Here is a 15,344-nt window from a genome sequence, read left to right as displayed (position 1 = left end):
TCTCGCCTCTTTTAAATTGTTTTGGATAAAGCCAAAACAATCATAGATGAAAATTTATGAAATTATTTTTGACGAATAAATGTTAAGGCCTTTATTCTCTTATATCCAACCCTTCAAACTGCATATTGTAGTAATACGCGTAAAGTCCTCCTTTTTGAAGAAGTTCACTGTGACTTCCCCTCTCCTTTATTCCTTCATCATCAATGACTATTATCTCATCGGCATTTCTTATCGTGCTGAGTCTGTGGGCAATAACTATAGTAGTCCTGTTTTTAGCCAGCTTTTCAAGGGATTTTTGTATAAAGCTTTCACTTTCATTGTCCAATGCAGAGGTAGCCTCATCCAATATAAGTATGGGAGGGTTCTCAAGAAACACCCTTGCAATTGAAATTCTCTGTTTCTGTCCTCCTGAAAGCTTGACCCCTCTTTCCCCTACATAGGTGTCATAGCCATTATCCAGGCTCATTATATAATCATGAATATTAGCTTCCTTGGCTGCCTCTATTATCTCCTCGTCAGATGCCTCCGGTTTTCCATATTTTATATTCTCCTTCAGGGTTCCAGAGAACAAATAGACGTCCTGCTGTACTATTCCAATGGAATTTCTCAACGATTCAAGAGTAACATCCCTCACATCTTTTCCATCTATCATTACAGAGCCTGATGAAACATCATAAAATCTTGGAAGAAGTGAACAAATTGTAGTTTTCCCTCCCCCTGAAGGTCCTACAAATGCAATCTTCCTGCCTGCTTTTATTTCCACATTTATATTTTTAAGTACCTGCTTTTTAGAATTGTAGCTGAAAGAAACATTTTTATATTCTATATTACCCTTTACATTTTCTAAAGGTACGGCATCTTTTTTATCCACTATTTCAGGTTCCACAGTTACAATATTTAAAAATCTCTTAAATCCGGCAAATCCCTTTTGAAACTGCTCTGCAAAATTTATCAGTATATCTATTGGATTTATAAATATGTTTATATAAAGAGCATATACGGCAAGATCTGGTATCGTCAAAGAACCATTGGCTATAAAAAATGCTCCTGTAACAAGTATCACCACATACAAAAGCCCTTCAAAAAAAGTATTTCCTGCTATAAATCTTCCCATAACTTTATAACTTTTTTCCCTTGAAATACGATATGCATTGTTGTTTCTGTCAAATTTATCTCTTTCAATATCTTCATTGGCAAAAGACTTTACAACCCTTATCCCAAGGAGGCTATCCTGAACAGAGGAATTTATATTGCCCATTTTTTTTCTGTTGTCAAAGAATATTTTCTGCATTTTTTTATTTTCATAGAATGAGAATACTACCATCACTACAGTCACTGCAAAAAGTATAAGTGTCATTTCAGCATTGATTAACATGAGTACTGCAAAAGAGCCTATTATTTTAATTGCCGAAATAAATACATTTTCCGGTCCATGATGGGCCAGTTCTGATATATCAAACAGATCCGATACAAGTATGGACATCATCTGACCTGTATTGTTTTCATCATAATAAGAAAAAGACATCTTCTGAAGATGATAAAATAAATCCTTTCTCATATTATTTTCCATTCTAGCTCCCATAATATGACCCCAGGAAGCAATAAAATACTGACAGAAATATTTAAGTATATACAGCGCAATCAGGGCTGTCCCAATATATAATATGGAATTAAGTATAACTATTTTATCCTTTACAAAAATATTCTTTGAAAGATAGCTTAAAATTAAAGGAAATGCCAAATCCACCAGCGATACTACAAGCGCACAGAGCATATCTGCATAAAAAAGAAATCTATAAGGCCTGTAATACTGTAAAAATTTTTTTAATATCTTCATAAAATCTGATGTCACTCCTTCTCCGTTTTATTAGTACAATTATAGGAACTGCCATATAAGCATCATTTGCTCATAATAATCAAATGATAATATTTTATTTATACAATGTCAAGATAGGATCAAAAGTATAAAGTGTAAATATTAAATGTCATCGCGAATAAACACCAATAATTTTGAATAAAACTGTTGAACATTTTATCGTTATATTGTAATATATAAATATAACGATATAAGAATATCTTTTGAAAGAGGTACAGCTATGAATAAAAATTTTAAAGATTACAATGAGAAAGCCGAAATCCTCAAAGTACTGGCACACCCTGTCAGACTCTGCATAGTCAAAGGGCTGCTGGAAAAGGGACAATGTAATGTAAGCTATATGCAGGATTGTCTCGAAATACCACAATCCACCCTGTCACAGCATATTCAGAAACTGAGGACAGCGGGAATCATAGAAGGCACCCGAAATGGACTTGAAATCAATTATAAAGTTTGCAACCCCATGGTAATCAAACTAATTCAAATTTTATTTTAATCTTTTGTGAAACTCAATTTAAAATATTATAGAAGGAGGAATTCTTATGAGTAAAAAAATATTGGTGGTAGGCGGAGTTGCAGGAGGAGCGTCTGCAGCTGCAAGGCTGAGAAGATTGGATGAAAATGCCCAAATAATAATGTTTGAAAAAGACAATTATATATCTTTCGCAAACTGCGGTCTTCCCTATTACATAGGTGAAACAATCAAGGAAAGACAAAGACTCCTGGTTCAGACACCTGAAAGTATGCACGCCAGGTTCAATATAGATGTAAGGGTGAACAGTGAAATTACAGATGTGGACGTTAACAAAAACACAGTAAAAGTAAAAAACAAAAATGGAAAAACTTATAATGAAAATTATGATTATCTGTTATTATCTCCCGGTGCAAAAGCTATCAAGCCAAAAATTGAGGGTATAAATAGCAGTAAAATTTTCACTTTAAGGAATATACCGGACACGGATAATATAAAATCATTCGTTGATAAAAAAGGAGTAAACAGTGCCGTGGTGATAGGCGGTGGATATGTTGGCGTTGAAATGGCTGAAAATCTTAAAGAAAGAGGATTGAGGGTTACTTTAGTCGAGGCCGCGCCACACATTTTAGCACCCTTTGATTCAGACATGGCAGTCATGGCTGAAAAAGAACTTGTGGAAAACGGCATAGATCTAATATTAAATGACGGAGTAAAATCTTTTAAAGACAGTGAGGATAATATTGAAATCACCTTAAACAGCAATACAAATATTACTGCCGACCTGGCCATACTATCTATAGGAGTTACCCCAAATACTGATTTCATAAAAAATAGCAAAATAAAGCTTGGAACAAAAGGTCATATATTAGTTGACAGTAAAATGAGAACAAATATTGAGAATATCTATGCTGTGGGAGATGCTGTCGAAGTGACTGATTTCGTCAACAAGCAAAATACTGCAGTACCTCTGGCCGGGCCGGCAAATAAGCAGGGAAGAATAGCTGCAGACAACATAGCAGGGTTAAATTCAACATATAAGGGCACCCAAGGTACTGCAATAATCAAAATTTTTGGACTGACCGCTGCAAGCACAGGAAATAATGAACGAACTTTAAAGAGACTTAACATACCTTACAAAGTTATATATGTTCATCCGGCTTCCCATGCATCATATTATCCAGCTGCCCTCCCTATGTCCATAAAGCTTATATTCAATGAAACAGGTAAAATCCTGGGTGCCCAGGCTATAGGCTATGACGGTGTTGATAAAAGAATTGACGTTATCGCAGCTACAATGAGACTTGGCGGCTCGGTATCAGATTTGACAGAACTGGAACTATGCTATGCACCTCCATTTTCCTCGGCAAAGGATCCTGTAAATATGGCGGGTTTTGTGGCTGAAAATGTTCTTTCCGGTAAAGTTGATGTTATTACTCCAATGGAATTTTTAAATTATAATAGAGAAAATACTGTCCTTCTGGATGTACGTTCAGAAATAGAATTTAACAATGGCCATCTTGAGGGGGCTGTAAATATACCTGTAGATAATTTAAGAGAAAGACTTAACGAATTGGATAAAAATAAGGAGATCATTGCATACTGTCAAGTTGGCCTCAGGGGATATGTTGCGGCAAGAATACTTTCCCAGCACGGATACAGAGCTAAAAACATAACCGGTGGATACAAAAGTCTATCGATCTTAAACTATACTCCTGAAATACGTGATAAAAATATCAATAACTATCAAAAGCAAATTTTAGACCAGGATACACAAACTTTAAAATCCGAAATAGCTCTGGATAAATTGGATTATGACAAAAGCCTTGATGCATGTGGACTTTGCTGTCCCGGACCGCTCATGCAGGTCAAAGCAGCTGTGGATGATTTAACAGAGGGACAGATTCTAAAAGTGACTGCTTCCGACCCGGGTTTTTACGAAGATATAAAGGCATGGTGCAGGAGGACATATAACGAACTCATTGATTTAAGAAGAGATAAAAGCAATATCACTGCCTTTATTAAAAAAAAACAAAATAACAGAGTCGAGACAGAAAAACCTATAAAAGATATTCCACCTGTGAGGGACAACAAGACCATGGTAGTGTTCAGCGGTGATTTAGACAAAGCTATAGCTTCCTTTATCATAGCAAACGGGGCTGCATCCATGGGTAAAAAAGTCACTATGTTCTTTACATTCTGGGGATTGAATATTTTAAGGAAGAGTGAAAAAGTTCCTGTAAAAAAGGGTTTTATGGATTCCATGTTCGGATTCATGATGCCAAGGGGCAGTAAAAAATTAAAACTGTCCAAAATGAACATGATGGGTATGGGTACTAAAATGATAAGAAAAGTTATGAAAGATAAAAACATAACCTCTCTTGAAAACCTGATCAAATCAGCTTTAGACAATGGTATAGAGATAGTAGCTTGTCAGATGTCCATGGACGTTATGGGCCTTAAAAAAGAAGAACTCATAGACGGCGTCAAAGTAGGAGGTGTTGGCTATTATCTAGGTGAAGCTGAAGATTCCAATGTAAATTTATTTATATGATATTAAAATTTATCATGCAGAAAACGTACCTAGTTTATATAAATCAAATTCAGGTACGTTATTTTTGTATTTATTTCATAATAACCTTATGTATTAATACTGGCTTTTCAGCCCTGCTGCCGATAGTTATATTCTTGTAGATTCTGGTTTTTATTTCCTCAACATCCCGGCAATTAGAATGTATGGTTAAAAATTTTTCCCCTTTTTCTACCCTATCGCCAATCTTCTTATGAAGCACAAGCCCCACGGAGGGATCTATCTTGTCCTCTTTAGTAGCCCTGCCTGCCCCAAGAAGCATTGCCGATATTCCAATTTCATCGGCCACAATATTGGAGACAACGCCACTTTTCAATGCGGTCAGATCAATTTTATATTTTGCCCGTGGTAATTTTTTAGGGTTATCCACAATTGACGGATCTCCCCCTTGATTTTCAATAAAGGCCTTGAACTTTTCAAGGGCTCTGCCAACTTTTATTGATTCAATAAGTTTTCCTCTGGCCTCTTCCAACGTATCTGCTTTTTTAGCCAGAACCACCATCTCACTCCCAAGTGTCAGAACCAGTTCCATAAGATCTTCTGGCCCTTCTCCCCTTAGTGTATCAATAGCTTCTTTTACTTCAAGGGCATTACCTACGGCAAATCCCAGCGGCTGTGACATATCTGAAATTACAGCCATGGTGTTCCTGCCCACACTGTTTCCTATCTTAACCATGGCAAATGCAAGCTTTTCCGCATCTTTATCGGTCTTCATAAAAGCCCCCGCACCTGTTTTAACATCCAGTACTATGGCATCAGCTCCTGCCGCAATTTTTTTACTCATTATGGAACTTGCAATCAAGGGTATGGATTCCACTGTTCCCGTTACATCCCGGAGAGAATATAATTTCTTGTCTGCCGGAGTCAAATTACCCGTCTGGCTCATGATTGCAATTCTATCATCATTTACCAGCTGAATAAATTTATCCTTTGTAATTTCCACATGAAACCCATCAATAGACTCCAGCTTGTCAATAGTTCCACCAGTATGTCCCAGACCACGTCCTGACATCTTCGCAACAGGTATATCCAGGGATGCAACGAGAGGTGCCAGCACAAGTGTTGTGGTATCTCCCACACCACCAGTAGAATGCTTATCAACTTTTATGCCTCTGATCTCCGACAAATCCACAGTCTCACCAGATCTCACCATTGACATTGTAAGATCAGACATCTCTCTGGCACTCATATTCTGAAAATAGATCGCCATGGCCAGGGCACTTGCCTGATAATCCGGAATTGCCCCACTGGTATAGCCTCTTACAAAAAAATTGATCTCCTCCCTGCTGAGTTCCCCTCCATCCCTTTTTTTTAAAATTACATCCACCATTCTCATTTTTATTACCCTTTCATTTTAATTTGTTTAAGAAACTTTCCCCATATTTCGGTAATTGTACTTTGAAATTATCCGCAATTGTAGCCCCTACATCAGAAAATGTTCTGCGTACACCCAAGCTTTTTCCAGTATCAAATCTCTTTGAGTAAACAAGAAGCGGCACAAATTCTCTGGTGTGATCTGTTCCAGTATAAGTGGGATCATTTCCATGATCTGCGGTAATTATCAACAAATCATCCTCATTCAATTTTTCAAAAACCTCCGGCAGCCTTTTGTCAAAGTCCTCCAGTGCATTTCCATAGCCAACAGGATTGCGGCGATGTCCATAAGCTGCATCAAAATCAACCAGATTTATAAAACTGATACCGTGAAATTTTTCATCCAGCAGTGCAATTAATTTATCCATACCATCCATATTATTTTTACTTCTGACTGCCCGTGTAATACCTTCTCCATCAAAAATATCGGAAATTTTGCCGATTGCAATACAATCCAGACCGGCTTCCTTCAAGTAATCCATCACCGTTTTACCAAAAGGTTTCAAAGCATAGTCATGGCGATTCGGGGTCCTTTTAAAGGTATCCGCTGTTTTTCCTACAAAAGGTCTTGCAATAATTCTTCCCAAGACATAGGGCTCATCCTTTGTTATATCACGGCAGTACCTGCATATCCTATAGAGTTCATCAAGTGGTATGACATCTTCCTGTGCTGCAATTTGAAGTACGGAATCTGCCGAGGTATAGACAATGAGCTCACCGGTCTTAAGCTGTCTCTCCCCTAATTCTTTTATAATCTCCGTTCCACTGGCAGGCTTATTTGCTATGACCTTTCTTCCCGAAAATCTCTCTATTTTTTCAATTAACTCCTGTGGAAAGCCATTGGGAAAAACGCGGAATGGTTTGTCAATATATAATCCCATCATCTCCCAATGTCCCGTCATAGTATCTTTTCCCCGGGAAGCCTCCCGCATTTTCCCGAAATAAGCTTTGGGGAAGACAGCTTTTTCTATTCCTTTGATTTCACAAATATTAGATAATCCCAACGCCGACATATACGGCATATCAAGTCCATCTTTTTTCTCCGCAATATGCACCAGTGTGTTTACACCAAAATCACCAAATTCATTTGAATCTGGTGATTCGCCAATGCCCACCGAGTCCATAACTATGATATGTACTCTCTCAAATGCTCTCATTACAAATTCCCCTTTCATAAAGTAATTCTTAGGTTCATCTAAAACCTTCCCCATGGGGAAGGTTTTTCTTCAAGTGAATAATCTCACATTATAGAATAACTATCCTTTAACAATGGAAACTCCGGAACTCGTTCCAATACGATTTGCCCCTGCCTCAACCATATCAACGGCCTCTTCTCTGGTATGAATACCTCCGGCGGCCTTAACTCCCATATCATCCCCAACGGTACTGCGCATCAATTTTACGTCTTTTACTACAGCTCCCGCATTGGAAAATCCAGTAGAGGTCTTTACAAAATCCGCACCTGATTTCTCAGCTATCCTGCAGGCTCTCACTTTTTCCTCATCATTTAAAAGGCAGGTTTCAATAATCACCTTTACCAGCGCCTTTCCTTCTGCCGCTTCCACAACACTTCTAATATCCTTTTCCACATAAGCATCATTCTTATCCTTAAGTTCACCTATATCTATAACCATATCCAATTCCGATGCGCCATTTTTAATGGCATCCACTGCTTCAAAAACTTTTGCTTCAGTAGTGTTGGCTCCGAGGGGGAAGCCTATGACAGTACATACCTTTATTCCACTGCCTTTCAATTCCTCACCTGCAAGTTTAACCCATTTTGGATTTACACACACAGATGCAAATCCATACTGTTTAGCTTCTTTTGTCAGCTGAATGATCTGCTTTTTTGTAGTGTCCGGTTTTAGTGCCGTATGATCAATTATTTTAGCAATATCCATATGATCTCATAGTGAAAGTCGTACATTCTAAGTACCTCGCTTTCACTAAAACTCACCTCTTTCCCAATTCACAGTGTACAATCAATGATGCTTTTCATCATCAGTCTAAAATCTATAAGGATTGAACTCTGATGTCATAACTCTATGATAAATCCTTTTTGGTAAAAGCTCCAGGTAAAATTTCATTTAAAGTTTTAACAATATATTCTTTTTCATTTTTAGCAAGAATTATTTTCATATCCGGTAAAGCAAATTCAGCCATTACCTGCCTGCAGATACCGCAGGGCCAGGTATAATTATTTTCTGCTCCAGCTATGGCAATTGCCCTCACAGCTTCATGTCCTTCAGACACAGCCTTGAATATGGCAGTCCTTTCTGCACAATTGGTGGCTCCATAGGAAGCATTCTCTATATTACAGCCAGTGTATATATCCCCATCTTCAGTCAATACCGACGCTCCCACCTTAAAACCAGAATAAGGTGCATAGGCATTTTTTCTTCCCTGAAAAGCTTTTGAAATGAGCTTTCCATAATCGATCTCCATATTATCCCCTCCAGTACCATTTAGTTTTTTTAATACCTTAGAATCACTTGAGCTGCGACAAATCAATGCAGATCACTGCCCTGAAATTCCGTCATATATTTCCAGTAATGCTTTGGCATATTACTGCTGCGGCATTTAAGGTTTCTCCTGTTTTTTATTTCAACTGTATTGTAAAACATTCTCCACAACCTTCTAAAATATTTCTCCTGGTCATCCGCTTTTGCCATCTGTAAATTGACCATGGGAATAATTTTGTATTCATGTGGTCTGTACACAAGTGCCATATCATGCGTTTTATCGTAAATTAAAAAATGTTCTTCAGCATACCTCTGGCAAAAATGCCCGGCAATAAGAGGAAGTACATAATTCCGGGGTTCAATTTGTGATACCAGTATATCACTGAAGATGGAAAATCTCAAAAATCCCTTTAGAAGATGGCTTTCACTTTTTAAGTATTTTACAGCTTTAAACAATTTATCCACCACCTCATCCCCAAACATACTCATAACTGAGGACCCGTAATGATATCCTCTCCTCAAAAACAAGAGCATATACATTTCTTTCTGAGACATACATGTCAAAAAAGCACATCTTAAAAATTCAAGGGCAGATTTTCCCATTTTTCTGGGTATTGAATTTATGACCCTTGTGGATTCCTTAAAATCCGTAACAATTTCCCTTACCGGGAAAAAGGTAGTCTGAAATTGAGCAGAAGATATGATATCCATAGGTATTTCTTTTTTATAATAGCTTTCAAACACACAGCACATGAACCCTTCAAAAGTTCCATCATATTTATATATAATATTTGATCTTTTGATCATCTGCATTCCCCCTATGCCAATGGAAGCTTATCAAAAAAAGACATCTGTTCATGCTTTTTTCCTAAAGTAAAATCTCTATAATATCTATCTACAGATCCTCTGGACATAAGCGCCCTTATAACTGCATCCCTTTCCGTATTCAGCCCCTCTATTGTATTTCCGGAACACAAAATGAAATATTGGGCTCTTTTGAGTACAACTCCTATTTTTTTGAGTGCTTCAAAATTCAGTAAAAAATTCCGCCTGGCAGCTACGATTCTCTTTGCACTTCTTATGCCAATTCCGGGTACTCTTATCAGTTCTTCATAAGACGCCCTGTTTACATCTATCGGAAAATACTCTCCGTGATTCAGTGCCCAGTTGCATTTAGGATCTATATATGGATTGAAGCTCTGATGCCTCCTATCCAAAATTTCATTTGCCCTGAAGCCATAGTATCTCAAAAGCCAGTCAGCCTGATAGAGACGATGTTCACGTAAAAGTGGAGGCCTGGTATTCACCCGGGGAAGCAGTGAATTCTCAGCTACCGGTATGTATGCAGAAAAAAACACCCTTTTAAGTTTGTATTTCCTGTAAAGTCCTTCCGCCAGGTTCAAAATGTGAAAGTCAGTATCGGGGGTAGCACCTATAATCATCTGGGTGCTCTGACCTGCCGGTGCAAATTTATATGCATGTCGGTATCTTGCAGCATCTCTGGAATTTTGTACTATACAATCTTTAATATAGCCCATAGGTGTTAAAATGGAACCTTTTGACTTGTCCGGTGCCAGCAGCTTCAAGCTGTTCTGTGACGGAAGCTCAATGTTCACACTCATTCTGTCTCCCAAAATGCCAAGCTTATGTATAAGCCTGCTGTCAGCCCCTGGAATAGCTTTTACATGTATATATCCAAAAAATTTGTATTCATTTCTCAAGAGCTCAAGCACCCGAATCATCCGCTCACAGGTGTAATCAGGATTTTTAAACACTCCGGAACTCAAAAAAAGTCCCTCTATATAATTACGGCGGTAAAAATTCATGGTCAAATCCGCCAGTTCACGCGGCGTAAATGAAGCTCTGGGCACATCATTTGAACGTCTATTTACGCAGTATTTGCAATCATAAACACAGACATTTGTCATCAAAACCTTTAAAAGTGAAATACATCTTCCATCTGCCGAAAAGCTGTGACATATTCCACAGGCCACAGAACTTCCAATTCCACCAGTACCTGCCCTTCTATTTACTCCACTGGAAGTACAGGCCACATCATATTTCGCCGCATCGGTGAGAATTTTCAATTTATCAAAAACATCCACAGAACCACTTCCATTCTTTTCTCCATATTATCATAGAACATATGTTCTGTAAAGTAATTTTTTCCACTTTCCCATCATATTTGCTTTAACAGCTGCCATTGCCAGAAATCCCATTTCCCTGGAAATAAAATGGGATCCACAATTGTCTTTATTCTACAATTACTGCTGCCCCGTCCGGTATAACAGTAACTTTTGCATTTTTCCCCAGAATATCATAGGCTTTGTTCAAGGCCTCTTTCACAGTATAGGCATGAAGCATGTGAATATTTTTTACAAGCTCTGAATCACACATATCCGTAACCAGAATCACAGTAAATTCACTCAGTATCCTGGCCAGCATCTGTGACCCCCATTGATCCGGCGTGGTATCTCTTCTAGAAAGCCTGGAGACTTTTTTCAGAAACTCTTGAGGTGATTTCACATTTGCCAAATTGTCATAAAATGCCTGTCCGCCATGGCCGTCATTACAAGCAGCCACCATTATGATCACACCGCCCTTTCTGCAAGTGGCTTCAGCAGCCACCATACCTTTGACAGACTGATATATATTTTGATCCAGAGGATATCCTCCATTAGTGGAAATAACTATGTCGGCCTCCACCCTTTTAACCCTGGAAAGCTTTCTGAAAAACTCACAGCCTTCTTCATGAGCCAGCCTGCTGTCACCTGCAAAGGCGTTTATTATTTTCTTGTTTTTATCCGTAACTACATTTATTATAAAAGCCAATTTTGCCTTTTTGGCAGCAGCTAACATATCCATATGAGTTGGATTATTTCGAAGGTTACCTGTTCTGGCATAAGGACTTGCTATAAATTCAGAACAATGATTGGACATAATGGTTTTTGCAGAGGATATTCCGGGAAGTATACTCTTTCTTCCTCCTGAAAAACCTGCAAAGAAATGAGATTTTATAAGTCCTTCCGCTATCAAAAGCTCGGTTTCAGCTGCTGTCTTATTTATCTCAAGATCCCATCCCGATGGAAAGGCAGCTATTTTAACCAATTTGCTTTTGTACCGTGAGTCATGCACTATTATATTTTCATTCTCAACTATTTCTTTACCAAACTTGTCTACGAGTTCCTCCCTGGTTGTAGCTCTGTGAAATCCCGTGGCAATTAAAATTTTAATGTCAATATTGGGATTTACCTTTCTTATTCTCCCTAAAAGTATTGGCATTATGATCTTACTGGGAAGGGGCCTTGTATGATCACTGCTTATTATAACCATATTATTTTTGCCTTTTACCAGCTCCTCCAGTTTTGGAGAACCTATTGGGTTATCAAGGGCTTTTTCAACTATTTCATCCTCTGTAAGTTTCACTTTAAAATCAACTGGCTTTGGTTCAAGTACTGCAGCAAGATTCCTGTCATCGATTTCAACTTCAACAGTTCTTTTACTATAAGGCAATTTTATTATCGGCATCAATAAATCTTCCTCTCTATAATTTAATAAAATCATATATTTAAAGTAATACATCCTTCAATACTAAAATATTGGTACTATGGTACTACCACTTATAAGTTAATTTTATCATATGTACTTAAATTTTTCTATCCCTGATATTTTATAACCTTCACATCATTTTCAAATACTATTTGGACAAGCATTAATATTTAGTTCATTTGAAATAAAATATTAACTTTTATAATCTAATGTGCTAAAATAACACATAAGGAGATTATCATAATAATTTCTTAATAACATTTATTAATTCAAAAGAGAGAATTAAGAAAGGGCGATTGTTATGGACAAGCAAAATAATATTTGTGCTTTTATCAACTGCAATATAATCGATGGAAAATTTGAGAAAGACATTGTAAAAGAAGGTGTAATATTAGTAGAAACTTCTGATGGTGCAGGTAAAATAAAATCTCTTGGAAATAAAGATGAAGTAAGTATCCCCAAGGATTGCAAAATTGTAGATTTAAAAGGTAAATATGTACTTCCAGGGATTATAAACGCCCATGTACATCTTTTTGGAGATGGAAATCCGAATTCACCGGAACAAGTTAAGAGAACTCCTGATGAAAATTTGGAATACATGAAATCTTCTCTTGGAAAACATTTAATTAAAGAAACCATGAAAAAAAATGCAATGGCAGCACTTCACGCCGGAGTAACCACTTTTCGAAGTGTAGGAGATCCCTTCTATTACGACTTAGAAGTAAGGGATGAAATAAAAAGCAGCAATGAAGTGGGACCTACAATGTTATGTGCAGGACCTATGATATGCATAACTGGAGGTCACGGATATAAATTTGTATCTGAAGCCATAGATTCACCTTGGGAAGGAAGAAAAAAGGTGAGAACCCATGTATACAATGGAACTGACCTGATAAAAATAGCCAATACGGGTGGAGTAACTGATTCCAAAAAAATAGGTGAAGCTGGAAGGGCAGAAATGACCTATGATGAAATTGCAGCCATAGCGATGAAGCACACAGAGCAGGCCTTCTTGTAGCAAGTCACTGTCAAAGTACCAAAGGATTAAAAGAGGCTCTAAGAGGCGGAGTAGATACCATAGAGCATGGTGCTGAAATGGATGACGAGGTAATATCCCTATTCAAGCACAATCCCAATTCTTTAAGAGGATATAGTTCTCTTACCCCTACATTCCTCACTATATATTATATAGCAAATCTCAGTACAGAATATACCAAGCTAACTGACGTACAACTTGCCAATGGAAAAATTATAGAAAAACGTATGATCTCAGGCTTCCAGACAGCACTCAAAGAGGGAATCAAACTGGCACTGGGTACTGATGCTGCTATGCCTTACGTAACTCATTACGGTACATGGAAAGAATTAAAGCTTGATGTCAAATATGGAGCTACAAATAAACAGGCCATAATGTATGCAACTAAATCCAACGCTGAAGTTTTAGGTATAGATAAAGAAGTTGGCACTCTGGAACCTGGAAAATTTGCAGATTTTATAGCAGTTGACGGAAATCCTGTTGAAGATTTGAATTACTTAGGCAATCCATACATGATAGTTAAAAATGGACAAGTTTTGGATAAAACAGATAAATATATCATACCTGAAGTCGAAAATATGATAAAAGGACTGGATAAGGAAATGTAGTTATAAAAATCAGCTATTTTAAGTGCCTAAAGTAAAATGAGTAGAGCTTATATCGAAGCTTTGCTCATTTTTTATTTATCCGGATTCTGCCATTTTGTTAATACTCCCTACTCCCAAAGTGGAAGATAGGCACTGCTGCACACCTAAATAAGGCCATTCTTAGGTTCACAGTGATTTGTTTATCAGCCTATCGGATAAATTCTTCTAAGAATCTCCAGATAAAGCGCATCTTCATAGAATCTACATATTAATTATGTATTATTAAATAGAAAATAATTATCAAATTTATAATATACCAAATAATTGGAAAAATTAATTATGTATAAGTGAGGGATAATGAATCATGTTAAAAATTGAAGATAAAGCTTTAAATTATGCTGGGGACAGAAATCTGTGTTTTGTAACATCTGTTAAAAATACATCAATAGACTGTGATTGCGGAAATGTCCATAATAATGTTAAAACTGTTAAAATTAAAGTTCTATTCGAAACCGAAGTAGCAGATAAAGAGCTGTATAATATTTATGAATATAAAGGCATAAAATTATTTGTATTAAAAACTTTAAACATCACAGGTGACATAGACATTTATCAAAAGCCAAAGGTTCTTTTCATGAGACCAAAATTCGGACTTAAAGGTATTACAGCCTGAAGGAAATACCCTCCATTTTCATAAATGCATCCCTAATGGAACAGGCAGCTTTTTCAGCTGCCTTAAAAATCTATGCTTAGTAATAGGAAGTTTTTTGTTTCAGATCAATTATCTAAATTGCTTTGATCTTTATAGGAGTATATTTTGCTGTACTAATTATCAAATATGTCCTTATTATAAGAGAAGTTGCACGGTTCACCATCACAATTTAAAGCTACATCGTCATATTCTCCTGCAAATATAACCTTTTTATCTATAACATCCTCATATAATCTTTCTTCAGCTTTAAAATCTCTTTCATTTTTCATAATTCATACCTCCATTTATTTAATAAGAATTAACATCTACTAATAATCTTTATCAACTAATTATTATTATAGCACAACTTACCAATTAGTCAATACTTTTTTAATATATTTTATTTATTTTCTAATTTATCATTTATCTGTTTGATTCTGTGTTTCCATACACTATACTGTATTATCCATATTGCAACGTACATTGCTAAAAATATGATGAAGCAACCTACAATTCCAGCAAATGTGTGTTCCAGCCAGTGTGAAAAGTAGGCAATGGAAACATTGTAATGGAAGTTATAATAAAATGCATAATTGATTGTTTGAGAAAACTCCAATCATCATTTTCCCATATTACAGAACCTGCACCCATAACAGCACTTAAAAGGCCTGACAGGGTAAACTGCAGGATGACTGCATTTATCTGAA

The 15,344-nt window shown here is 36.8% G+C and carries 12 protein-coding genes and 2 pseudogenes; 4 read left to right on the top strand and 10 right to left on the bottom strand.

What is annotated here, in order from left to right:
- Positions 1-91: 91 nt before the first annotated feature.
- The gene (locus LN736_RS08930; RefSeq protein WP_229981394.1) at positions 92-1,837 is read right to left on the bottom strand and encodes an ABC transporter ATP-binding protein; all 1,746 of its coding nucleotides are present in this window, start codon (positions 1,835-1,837) and stop codon (positions 92-94) included.
- 259 nt (positions 1,838-2,096) lie between these two features.
- On the opposite strand from LN736_RS08930, the gene LN736_RS08925 reads away from it, so the two are divergent.
- Positions 2,097-2,372, top strand: coding sequence for an ArsR/SmtB family transcription factor (locus tag LN736_RS08925; RefSeq protein WP_150357116.1), 276 nt, complete (start codon positions 2,097-2,099; stop codon positions 2,370-2,372).
- Between the two features lie 46 nt (positions 2,373-2,418).
- Positions 2,419-4,902 carry a CoA-disulfide reductase gene (locus LN736_RS08920; protein ID WP_229981393.1) on the top strand — a complete coding sequence of 828 codons (2,484 nt, stop codon included), beginning with the start codon at positions 2,419-2,421 and terminating at the stop codon, positions 4,900-4,902.
- 70 nt (positions 4,903-4,972) lie between these two features.
- On the opposite strand, the gene LN736_RS08915 is transcribed toward LN736_RS08920, so the two are convergent.
- From LN736_RS08915 to larA, 7 genes are all read right to left on the bottom strand, one after another.
- On the bottom strand, positions 4,973-6,274 hold the full coding sequence (locus LN736_RS08915; protein ID WP_229981392.1) for a pyrimidine-nucleoside phosphorylase: 1,302 nt from the start codon (positions 6,272-6,274) through the stop codon (positions 4,973-4,975).
- 13 nt (positions 6,275-6,287) lie between these two features.
- The gene (gene deoB, locus LN736_RS08910; protein ID WP_229981391.1) at positions 6,288-7,469 is read right to left on the bottom strand and encodes a phosphopentomutase; all 1,182 of its coding nucleotides are present in this window, start codon (positions 7,467-7,469) and stop codon (positions 6,288-6,290) included.
- A 99-nt stretch (positions 7,470-7,568) separates the two neighbouring features.
- Positions 7,569-8,213, bottom strand: coding sequence for a deoxyribose-phosphate aldolase (gene deoC, locus LN736_RS08905; RefSeq protein WP_150357120.1), 645 nt, complete (start codon positions 8,211-8,213; stop codon positions 7,569-7,571).
- A 142-nt stretch (positions 8,214-8,355) separates the two neighbouring features.
- The gene (locus tag LN736_RS08900) at positions 8,356-8,751 is read right to left on the bottom strand and encodes a cytidine deaminase (protein ID WP_150357129.1); all 396 of its coding nucleotides are present in this window, start codon (positions 8,749-8,751) and stop codon (positions 8,356-8,358) included.
- Positions 8,752-8,819: 68 nt separating this feature from the next.
- Positions 8,820-9,581, bottom strand: a complete 762-nt coding sequence (locus LN736_RS08895; RefSeq protein WP_150357121.1) for a TIGR03915 family putative DNA repair protein — start codon at positions 9,579-9,581, stop codon at positions 8,820-8,822.
- 11 nt (positions 9,582-9,592) lie between these two features.
- Entirely contained in the window at positions 9,593-10,879 is a 1,287-nt protein-coding gene (locus LN736_RS08890; RefSeq protein ID WP_229981390.1) for a putative DNA modification/repair radical SAM protein, read from the bottom strand.
- 148 nt (positions 10,880-11,027) lie between these two features.
- Entirely contained in the window at positions 11,028-12,302 is a 1,275-nt protein-coding gene (gene larA / locus LN736_RS08885) for a nickel-dependent lactate racemase (protein ID WP_229981389.1), read from the bottom strand.
- Between the two features lie 322 nt (positions 12,303-12,624).
- Here larA and LN736_RS08880 point away from each other — a divergent pair.
- Positions 12,625-13,967: pseudogene (locus LN736_RS08880) on the top strand (amidohydrolase family protein).
- Positions 13,968-14,310: 343 nt separating this feature from the next.
- Positions 14,311-14,619 (top strand): hypothetical protein, encoded by a 309-nt coding sequence (locus tag LN736_RS08875; RefSeq protein WP_150357125.1) that lies wholly within the window; start codon positions 14,311-14,313, stop codon positions 14,617-14,619.
- 152 nt (positions 14,620-14,771) lie between these two features.
- Here the strand turns inward: LN736_RS08875 and LN736_RS08870 are convergent, their stop codons facing one another.
- Both LN736_RS08870 and LN736_RS19190 read right to left on the bottom strand, forming a co-directional pair.
- Positions 14,772-14,927 carry a hypothetical protein gene (locus LN736_RS08870; protein ID WP_179978571.1) on the bottom strand — a complete coding sequence of 52 codons (156 nt, stop codon included), beginning with the start codon at positions 14,925-14,927 and terminating at the stop codon, positions 14,772-14,774.
- Positions 14,928-15,037: 110 nt separating this feature from the next.
- Positions 15,038-15,339, bottom strand: a pseudogene (locus LN736_RS19190) (DUF3021 domain-containing protein).
- Between the last annotated feature and the right edge of the window lie 5 nt (positions 15,340-15,344).

It is taken from the genome of Clostridium aromativorans (genome assembly GCF_020908015.1).
In the GTDB taxonomy this organism is placed as follows: domain Bacteria; phylum Bacillota; class Clostridia; order Clostridiales; family Clostridiaceae; genus Clostridium_B; species Clostridium_B aromativorans.
The sequence above is the reverse complement of the archived record's forward strand: the minus strand, read 5'-3'. Positions and strand labels throughout refer to the sequence as shown.

Excerpts from the sequence above, each read along its gene's own strand:
- LN736_RS08930 (WP_229981394.1), bottom strand. The coding sequence starts at position 1,837 with ATGAAGATATTAAAAAAATTTTTACAGTATTACAGGCCTTATAGATTT.
- LN736_RS08925 (WP_150357116.1), top strand. The coding sequence starts at position 2,097 with ATGAATAAAAATTTTAAAGATTACAATGAGAAAGCCGAAATCCTCAAA.
- LN736_RS08920 (WP_229981393.1), top strand. The coding sequence starts at position 2,419 with ATGAGTAAAAAAATATTGGTGGTAGGCGGAGTTGCAGGAGGAGCGTCT.
- LN736_RS08915 (WP_229981392.1), bottom strand. The coding sequence starts at position 6,274 with ATGAGAATGGTGGATGTAATTTTAAAAAAAAGGGATGGAGGGGAACTC.
- deoB (WP_229981391.1), bottom strand. The coding sequence starts at position 7,469 with ATGAGAGCATTTGAGAGAGTACATATCATAGTTATGGACTCGGTGGGC.
- deoC (WP_150357120.1), bottom strand. The coding sequence starts at position 8,213 with ATGGATATTGCTAAAATAATTGATCATACGGCACTAAAACCGGACACT.
- LN736_RS08895 (WP_150357121.1), bottom strand. The coding sequence starts at position 9,581 with ATGATCAAAAGATCAAATATTATATATAAATATGATGGAACTTTTGAA.
- larA (WP_229981389.1), bottom strand. The coding sequence starts at position 12,302 with ATGCCGATAATAAAATTGCCTTATAGTAAAAGAACTGTTGAAGTTGAA.
- LN736_RS08875 (WP_150357125.1), top strand. The coding sequence starts at position 14,311 with ATGTTAAAAATTGAAGATAAAGCTTTAAATTATGCTGGGGACAGAAAT.
- LN736_RS08870 (WP_179978571.1), bottom strand. The coding sequence starts at position 14,927 with ATGAAAAATGAAAGAGATTTTAAAGCTGAAGAAAGATTATATGAGGAT.